The 6,269-nt window shown below is 73.8% G+C and carries 8 protein-coding genes; 2 read left to right on the top strand and 6 right to left on the bottom strand.

The annotated features are described in order from the left end of the window. Positions 1–5: 5 nt before the first annotated feature. From ETD96_RS10900 to ETD96_RS10875, 6 genes are all read right to left on the bottom strand, one after another. Complete coding sequence (locus ETD96_RS10900; RefSeq protein WP_138636199.1) at positions 6–836, bottom strand: crotonase/enoyl-CoA hydratase family protein; 831 nt, start codon at positions 834–836, stop codon at positions 6–8. A gap of 75 nt (positions 837–911) precedes the next feature. Continuing rightward, the gene (locus ETD96_RS10895) at positions 912–1,403 is read right to left on the bottom strand and encodes a metallophosphoesterase family protein (RefSeq protein ID WP_138636198.1); all 492 of its coding nucleotides are present in this window, start codon (positions 1,401–1,403) and stop codon (positions 912–914) included. A gap of 298 nt (positions 1,404–1,701) precedes the next feature. Then, entirely contained in the window at positions 1,702–2,412 is a 711-nt protein-coding gene (locus ETD96_RS10890) for a hypothetical protein (protein WP_138636197.1), read from the bottom strand. 178 nt (positions 2,413–2,590) lie between these two features. Beyond that, positions 2,591–2,983, bottom strand: coding sequence for a rhodanese-like domain-containing protein (locus ETD96_RS10885; protein ID WP_138636196.1), 393 nt, complete (start codon positions 2,981–2,983; stop codon positions 2,591–2,593). 18 nt (positions 2,984–3,001) lie between these two features. Continuing rightward, positions 3,002–3,877, bottom strand: coding sequence for a Gfo/Idh/MocA family protein (locus ETD96_RS10880; protein ID WP_138636195.1), 876 nt, complete (start codon positions 3,875–3,877; stop codon positions 3,002–3,004). A 34-nt stretch (positions 3,878–3,911) separates the two neighbouring features. Further along, positions 3,912–4,301, bottom strand: coding sequence for a hypothetical protein (locus tag ETD96_RS10875; RefSeq protein ID WP_138636194.1), 390 nt, complete (start codon positions 4,299–4,301; stop codon positions 3,912–3,914). A gap of 133 nt (positions 4,302–4,434) precedes the next feature. On the opposite strand from ETD96_RS10875, the gene ETD96_RS10870 reads away from it, so the two are divergent. Both ETD96_RS10870 and ETD96_RS10865 read left to right on the top strand, forming a co-directional pair. Continuing rightward, complete coding sequence (locus ETD96_RS10870) at positions 4,435–4,860, top strand: pyridoxamine 5'-phosphate oxidase family protein (RefSeq protein WP_138636193.1); 426 nt, start codon at positions 4,435–4,437, stop codon at positions 4,858–4,860. Between the two features lie 166 nt (positions 4,861–5,026). Beyond that, positions 5,027–6,223: a globin domain-containing protein gene (locus ETD96_RS10865; RefSeq protein ID WP_138636192.1), complete on the top strand. Its 1,197-nt coding sequence runs from the start codon at positions 5,027–5,029 to the stop codon at positions 6,221–6,223. Positions 6,224–6,269: the final 46 nt, after the last annotated feature.

Raw genomic sequence — 6,269 nt, 5'->3', positions numbered from 1 at the left:
GTGTCTTAGGGTCTCGTGGGCTCGGAGAGGGGTATAAGAGACAGGGCGCGGACGGCTTCGACCTGGTTGGGGCTGCCGCGGAGCGCGCCCAGGGCGCGGGATTCTTCGAGGAACTGGCCGGCGAGGTCGTGGTCGGCGGCGCGGTTCAGGAGGCGCTTGGCGCTCTGGACGGCGTCGGGGCTGTTTCCGGCGATCTCGCGGGCCAGGTCGGTCGCGGCGGCGCGCGGGTCGGCGGCCACGCGGGTGGCGAGGCCGATGCGGGCGGCGTCCTCGCCGGAGACCATGCGGCCGGTGAAGGTGAGCTCCTTCGCGACGTCCTCCCCCACGAGGCGGATCAGCGCGGCGGTTCCGGTCATGTCGGGGACGAGGCCCCACCGGATCTCCAGCACCGACAGCTTCGCGTCGGGGGCGACGATGCGGATGTCGGCGCCGAGGGCGATCTGCAGGCCGCCGCCGAGGGCGTGGCCGTGCACGGCGGCGATGACGGGCTGCGGCAGCTCCCGCCAGACGTGGACGGCCTGCTGGCCGAGGTTGGTGATGCGGCCCGGTTCCCGCTCGGTGATGTCGCCGAGCAGGCGCTGGGTGCGCTCGCTCTCGCCGGTGCGGACGCCGTCGCCGGCCATGGCCGCGAAGCCGGAGAAGTCGAGGCCGGCGCAGAAGGCGCGGCCCTCCCCCGACAGGACCACGGCCCGGACGGAGGCGTCGGCGGCGAGCGCGTCCCCGGTCTCGGCGAGCGCGTCGAACGTGGCCATGTCGAGCGCGTTCAGCTTGTCGGGCCGGTTGAGCCGCACGTCGGCGACCCCTTCGTGGACGCTCACGGTGACGCGGTCGGTCATCCCGGGCACTCCTCCGTCGTGGCGGATCGTCTCAGGGGACGATTCCATGCCGGCCCGCGCACGGTCGAGGGCGGGTCAGGTGACGGGGACGATGCGGGCTCGGGTGAGGCGGCCGGCGTGGATGTCGAGCAGGCCGAGGGTGCCGTGCGGCTGGCGGCGGCGGTCGGTGGGCGAGCCGGGGTTGAAGATGCGGACGCCGTCGCCGGTCTCGTCCAGCGGGATGTGCGAGTGGCCGAAGACGACGAGGTCGGCGCGGGGGAACCAGCGGCGCATCCGGGCGGTGCGGCCGCGGGCCTGGCCGCTGTCGTGGACCATCGCGACGGCGAGGCCGTCGAGGTCGAGTTCGAGGCGTTCGGGGGCGCCCCAGGCGGCGACGTCGGGGCCGTCGTTGTTGCCGAGGACGGCGTGGACGGGCGCGAACCCGGCGAGCTCGTCGAGGACGGCGGCCGTGCACACGTCGCCGGCGTGCAGGATCACGTCGGCGCCGCGCAGGTGCTCGGCCACCCGCGGCGGGCAGGACTTCCAGCGCCGGGGCGCGTGGGTGTCGGAGATGGCCACCGCTCTCACGCCCCCATTGTTCCGCACGGGGCGGCGGAGTCCGCACGGCATTCGGGTGATTTTGCCACGGCCCGGCCCGGACACCGGTGGGAAACAACTGTAAGCACGATGTCATTACGTCGCGCTGACCAGTGGAGTTAGGCTCTAATTCCTCGCGATTCGTCCAGAAGGATTTCGGCCGTACGCCCCCGGTCGTTCCGACACGGCGACCCAGCACCGCGAGGGCCAAGTGAGCGCGGCCGGGCCCCGGGGTGGATGATCACTCCCTTGCACCGGTCCCGGGGTCCGGCCGCCGCTCCGCGCCGCGCTACGAGGTCAGGTACAGCTTGCGGTCGAAGACGCCGGAGCCCGGCGTGGTCTCGCCGCGGGCCGTCCCGGCGCCGCTTCCGGCGCCGTTGGACGGGCAGAGCAGGCTGCTGCCCGACTGCCGCACGAGGGTGATGTTGTCGGACTTGCCCTGCGCGTCGTCCTGGTCCGGGAGGGGGCGGTTGGGGTTGTCGCGGTTGTAGACGTCGAAGCTGAGGCCGGGGGTGCCGGCCGTCTGGAAGCCGTAGTAGCACGTGACGGTGATGCCGAGGACCTTGCCCTCCAGCTTGAAGCGCAGGCCGCCGTTGATGGACAGGACGCCGTCGCGCCCGCCGGCGACGGGGTCGTAGGCGATCTGCCCGCTCTTGTCGGGGAGCTCGGACATGTCGAGGTCCGTGGCGGGCGAGCTGAGCCCGTTGGAGGTCTGGCAGGCGCCGATGGACGCGGCGGTGAGCTCGCCGGCGCCGGTGGACACGACCGTGCCCTGGAGGGTGGCGCCGTCGCAGGAGCCGGTGATCTTGGAGCCCAGGTAGTCGACGGAGAAGGTGAGCGGGCCGACGGTGGCGACCTGCCAGTTGCCGGAGTAGGGCGCTCCGGCGGCGGTCTCCGCGCGGACGGTGGTGGTGGCGGCGGACGCGCCGGCGGCGGTCACGGCCAGCGCGGCGGACGCGGCGGCCAGCGGCACGGCCAGCCTGGTGATGGGAGCCTTCACGGGGGATTTCCTCCTCGGGGAGAGGGTTTCATTTTTTCTACCCGAGCGCTCGCGGAAATCAAGGCCCTTTCCGAAAGAGAATCGCGTTTTATCGAACCCCGCTAAAAACGCGGAACACGACGCTAAGACGATTAAGATATAGCCCGCCTAAATTGGCGTATCAGGTCGGGCGGCGGCGTCACCGGGCCGCGCCGCCCGTCGTCGGCAGCCCGGCGGCGCGCCACGCCTGGAACCCGCCGACGATGTCGGTGGCGCGGGTGAGGCCGAGGTCGTGCAGGGACGCGGCGGCGAGGCTGGAGGTGTAGCCCTCCGAGCAGAACACGATGACGCGCAGGTCGTGGCCGGTCGCCACGGGCAGCCGGGCGTCGGACGCCGGGTCGAAGCGCCATTCCAGGACGTTGCGCTCCACGATGAGCGCGCCGGGGATCTCCCCCTCGGCGGCGCGCTGGGCGGCGGGGCGGATGTCGACCAGGACCGCGCCGCCCCCCGCCTCGGCGTGGGCCTCGTCGGGGCGGACACGGTCGAGTCGGGTGCGGGCGGCGGCGAGGATGTCGTCGATCGTCTGTGCCATGGGTCCATCATGGCGGCTTCAGGAGGTGAGCTGCGCCTCGGCGGAGGCGAGGACCTCCTGGATGCGCAGCCCGTGCGCGGCGTCCAGGGGCGGGGCGGCGCCGCCGCGGACGGCCGCGGCGAACTCGGCGACCATCGTGGCGAACGCGTCGTCGCCGAGCTGCGACCAGTCGAGGATCGCGTGCCCGTTGCGCCCGTACACCTCGACGCGGGCGGGCGGCAGCTCCCCCGTGCCCGCCATCGAGACCGACGCCTGGCTGACGGCGCCGCCCTCGTGCTCCAGCGTGAGGCCGAGCCAGCCGAGCGGGTCGCCGTGCGCGCGGACGCCCACGACGCGGCCGAGGGAGGCGTCGAGGAGGTCGACGATGTGGGGGCCGAGGTCGAGCAGCGCGCCCTTCTCCAGCCGCCACGGGGTGGCGAACGGGCCGCCGCTCAGCACGGAGGAGATGAACGAGCCGTAGCCGCCGAACGGGTCGAGGCCGCCGACGCGGGCGAGGAAGTCGCGGGCGGCGCGGGAGTAGCGCAGCGTGAAGACCATCTGGGAGACCACGCCCGCGTCGGCGATGGCGCCGGCCGCCCGGCGGGCGCCGTCGAGGTCCATGGCGAGGGGCTTCTCCAGCAGGACGGCCTTGCCCGCGCGGGCGGCCTTGGCGGCGAGGTCGGCCTGGACGTCCGGCGGGACGGAGAAGGCGACGGCCTCGCAGGCGTCGAACAGCTCCTCGATCCGCTCGAACGCGGGCGCGCCGTGCCGGCCGGCGAGTTCGGCGGACGCCTCCGGGCGCCGCGCCCACACCCCGGCGAGCCGTGTCGCGGGCCCCGCCGCGAGCGCGGGCGCGTGCACCATCCCGGCCCAGGGGCCCGCTCCGACCAGCCCCACCGCCACAGAATCACTCATGGGGCAAACCTAGACGATCTACCCGGTGGCCGGGTCAGCCGAGCTGGACGCCGAAGAAGAGCGCGGCGAGCGCGCCGACCATGCCGAGCGCGCCCCAGACGGCGAGGCCGGCCTTGGACTTGGCGCGGGTGTGCAGGAACGCGGCGACCCCGGACAGCAGCACGAACACCAGCTTGACCTCCAGGGTCCGCTGGGCGGCGTCGCCCATGTCGCCCGCGCTGATGTTCCAGGCGCCGGTGAGGACGAGCACGGCGAAGGCGGGCCAGGCGACGAGGTTGTAGCGGTTCGCGGCGACCTTGGTGACACCCTCGTAGCCGCGCAGCGCCGGCACCAGCGCGCCGAGGGTGATCTGGCCGCCGACCCAGATCGTCGCGGCGAGCACATGCAGGAAAATCCGCACGTCGGCGGTGGTGAGGGCGAGCACGGGGGTCCTCCTGGGCGGGTCGTCGATCCTGCTACGGGACGTTACCGTCCGCATCGGGGCATTCCGGCACCACCCCGGTTCTCGGGACCTTGGTCCCTTACGGCGGCGGGCGCCGGCGGCGCACCCTGGTGGCATGGAGCTCGACCACAGCGGCCTGGAAGTCCTCGGCGAGGACGAGTGCCGCGCCCTGCTGGCGGGTGCGGCGATCGGGCGGATCGTGTTCACGCATCACGCGCTGCCCGCCGTCCAGCCGGTGAACTTCGCGGTCAGCGGCGGCGACATCGTGTTCCGGACGTCGCGGACGTCGCGGCTGGCCAAGGCGGCCGCCGACACGATCGTCGCGTTCGAGATCGACGAGTTCGACACCGCCGCCGAGACGGGCTGGTCGGTGGTCGCCGTCGGGCCGGCGCGGCACGTCGCCGATCCCGCCGACGCCGCCGCGCTGGCGGCGCTGCCGCTGCGGAGCTGGGCTCCGGGCGAGCGCGACCACTTCATCCGGATCCGGCCGCAGCTGATCACCGGCCGCCGGATCGGGAAGGGCGCGGCCATCGTGCCGTAAGTCCCCCGCCGCGCCGTGAGTCCCCCCGCCGCGCTGTGGCCAACGTCACAGCGCTTATTGTCGCTGCGCCAATAAGGATGGGGAGTGCGTCCGGTCCCCCGGGACCGGCCGTGCTCTCCTGTCGTCGCCGCGGTCCGCGGCGGCGCCCCCCACAGGAAGGGATCTGATGCTGTCGTCCGACCATGCCGAGACAGTGCGGGCCACGCTGCCCGCCGTCGGCGCCCACGGTGTGGAGATCACCGGCCGGTTCTACGACTCGATGTTCGAGGCGCATCCCGAGCTGCGGCACGTCTTCAACCAGGGCAACCAGGCCAACGGCGAGCAGCGCCAGGCGCTCGCCGGCTCGGTGGCCGCGTTCGCGGCGCACCTGGTGAACCCCGAGTCCGCGACGCCGTTCCAGCAGATGCTGCCGCGGATCGCGCACAAGCACGCCTCGCTCGGCATCCGCCCCGAGCAGTACACGATCGTCGGGCGCCACCTGCTGGACGCGGTCGCCGACGTGCTCGGCGACGCGGTGACGCCCGCGGTGCACGCGGCCTGGTCCGAGGTGTACTGGCTCTTCGCGACGCTGCTCATCGCCGAGGAGGCGCGGCTCTACCAGGACGCGGGCTGCGACCCGGCCGCCCCGTACCGGCCGTGGCGGGTCGTGGACCGGCGCGACGAGGCCGAGGACGTGTTCTCGCTCGTCCTGGAGCCCGCCGACGGCGGCGAGGTCCCCGCGCACCGCCCCGGCCAGTACGTCTCCGTCGCCGTGACGCTGCCGGACGGCCTGCGCCAGCCCCGCCAGTACACGCTGTCGCGGGCCGCGGCCGGCACGGCCCAGATCACGGTCCGGCGGGTGCGCGGCGAGGACGGCGCGCCGGACGGCGCCGTCTCCGGCCACCTGTTCGACCACGCCGCGCCCGGCGACGTGCTGGAGGTGTCCCGGCCGTTCGGCGACGTCGTGGTGGACGACGGGGAGGACCCGCTCGTGCTGATCAGCGCGGGCATCGGCATCACCCCGGCCGCCGCCGTCCTCGACCACCTGGCGGCCTCGGACCCGGACCGCCCGGTCCTCGCCGTCCACGCCGACCGGAGCCCGCGCACCCACCCGATGCGCGAGCAGACCGCCGAGGCCGGCCGCCGGATCTCCGGGTTCCGGCAGCTGACCTGGTACGAGGAGCCCGGCGACGCGGAGCTCGGCGAGGACGTCCGGGCCGGCCGGATCGACGTGGCGGCGCTGCCGCTGCCGGACAAGGCCCGGGTGTTCATGTGCGGGCCGCTGCCGTTCATGCGGGAGATCCGGCGGGGGCTGCTCGACGCGGGCGTCTCCGACGAGCGCATCCACTACGAGGTGTTCGGGCCCGACCTCTGGATCCGCTGACCTTCTCCCCAACATGACTGCGCTCCCACCCCGGCCCGGGGTGGGA

The sequence above is a fragment of the Actinomadura geliboluensis genome, assembly GCF_005889745.1.
In the GTDB taxonomy this organism is placed as follows: domain Bacteria; phylum Actinomycetota; class Actinomycetes; order Streptosporangiales; family Streptosporangiaceae; genus Spirillospora; species Spirillospora geliboluensis.
The sequence above is the reverse complement of the archived record's forward strand: the minus strand, read 5'-3'. Positions and strand labels throughout refer to the sequence as shown.

Excerpts from the sequence above, each read along its gene's own strand:
- ETD96_RS10880 (WP_138636195.1), bottom strand. The coding sequence starts at position 3,877 with ATGAGTGATTCTGTGGCGGTGGGGCTGGTCGGAGCGGGCCCCTGGGCC.
- ETD96_RS10885 (WP_138636196.1), bottom strand. The coding sequence starts at position 2,983 with ATGGCACAGACGATCGACGACATCCTCGCCGCCGCCCGCACCCGACTC.
- ETD96_RS10865 (WP_138636192.1), top strand. The coding sequence starts at position 5,027 with ATGCTGTCGTCCGACCATGCCGAGACAGTGCGGGCCACGCTGCCCGCC.
- ETD96_RS10900 (WP_138636199.1), bottom strand. The coding sequence starts at position 836 with ATGACCGACCGCGTCACCGTGAGCGTCCACGAAGGGGTCGCCGACGTG.
- ETD96_RS10870 (WP_138636193.1), top strand. The coding sequence starts at position 4,435 with ATGGAGCTCGACCACAGCGGCCTGGAAGTCCTCGGCGAGGACGAGTGC.